Genomic DNA, 920 nt, shown 5'->3' with positions numbered 1-920 from the left:
GGCACGAGGAGATGGCCGCGTTCGAGGCGGTGGGGTATGCGAAGTTCACCGGCCGGGTCGGGGTGTGCATGGCGACCTCGGGCCCGGGCGCGATCCACCTGCTCAACGGGCTCTACGACGCCAAGCTCGACCACGTCCCGGTGGTGGCGATCGTGGGCCAGACCGCGCGCAGCGCGATGGGCGGGGCGTACCAGCAGGAGGTGGACCTGCTGACCCTGTTCAAGGACGTCGCCTCGGACTACATCCAGATGGCCACGGTCCCGCAGCAGCTGCCGAACCTGCTGGACCGGGCGATGCGGATCGCGGTGGGCAAGAGGGCCCCGACCGCGATCGTCGTCCCGAGCGACCTGCAGGAGCTCGAGTACGCCCCGCCGACCCACGCGTTCAAGATGGTGCCCTCGAGCCTGGGCATCCGCTGGCCGCAGATCGTCCCCGACGACCAGGCCGTCAGGGACGCGGCCGAGCTGCTGAACTCGGGGGCGAAGGTCGCGATGCTCATCGGCCAGGGCGCCCGCGGGGCCGCGGCCGAGGTCCGCCAGGTCGCGGACCTGCTCGGGGCCGGGGTGGCCAAGGCCCTGCTGGGCAAGGACTCCCTGCCCGACGACCTGCCCTACGTCACCGGCTCGATCGGGCTGCTGGGGACCCGGCCGAGCTACGAGATGATGGCCGAGTGCGACACCCTCCTGACCGTGGGCTCGAGCTTCCCCTACACCCAGTTCATGCCCAAGGAGGGCCAGGCCCGGGGCGTGCAGATCGACATCGACCCCGGCATGATCGGGATGCGGTACCCGTACGAGGTCAACATCGTCTCGGACGCCGCCGCCGCGCTGCGGGCCCTGATCCCGCACCTGCGCCGCAAGGAGGACCGCTCCTGGCGCGAGGGCATCGAGTCCAACGTGGCCCGCTGGTGGGAGACCATG

At 71.3% G+C, this 920-nt stretch carries 1 protein-coding gene; it reads left to right on the top strand.

What is annotated here, in order from left to right; translation table 11 throughout:
• Nucleotides 1-11 precede the first annotated feature (11 nt).
• Nucleotides 12-920, top strand: a 909-nt coding sequence (locus tag LK10_RS04400; RefSeq protein WP_269429484.1) for a thiamine pyrophosphate-binding protein, incomplete at its 3' end; no start/stop codon positions are given.

The sequence above is a fragment of the Sinomonas humi genome (genome assembly GCF_000802235.1).
GTDB classification, from domain to species: Bacteria; Actinomycetota; Actinomycetes; order Actinomycetales; family Micrococcaceae; genus Sinomonas; species Sinomonas humi.
Note: the sequence above shows the minus strand (reverse complement) of the source record. Positions and strands in the feature narration are given on the sequence as shown.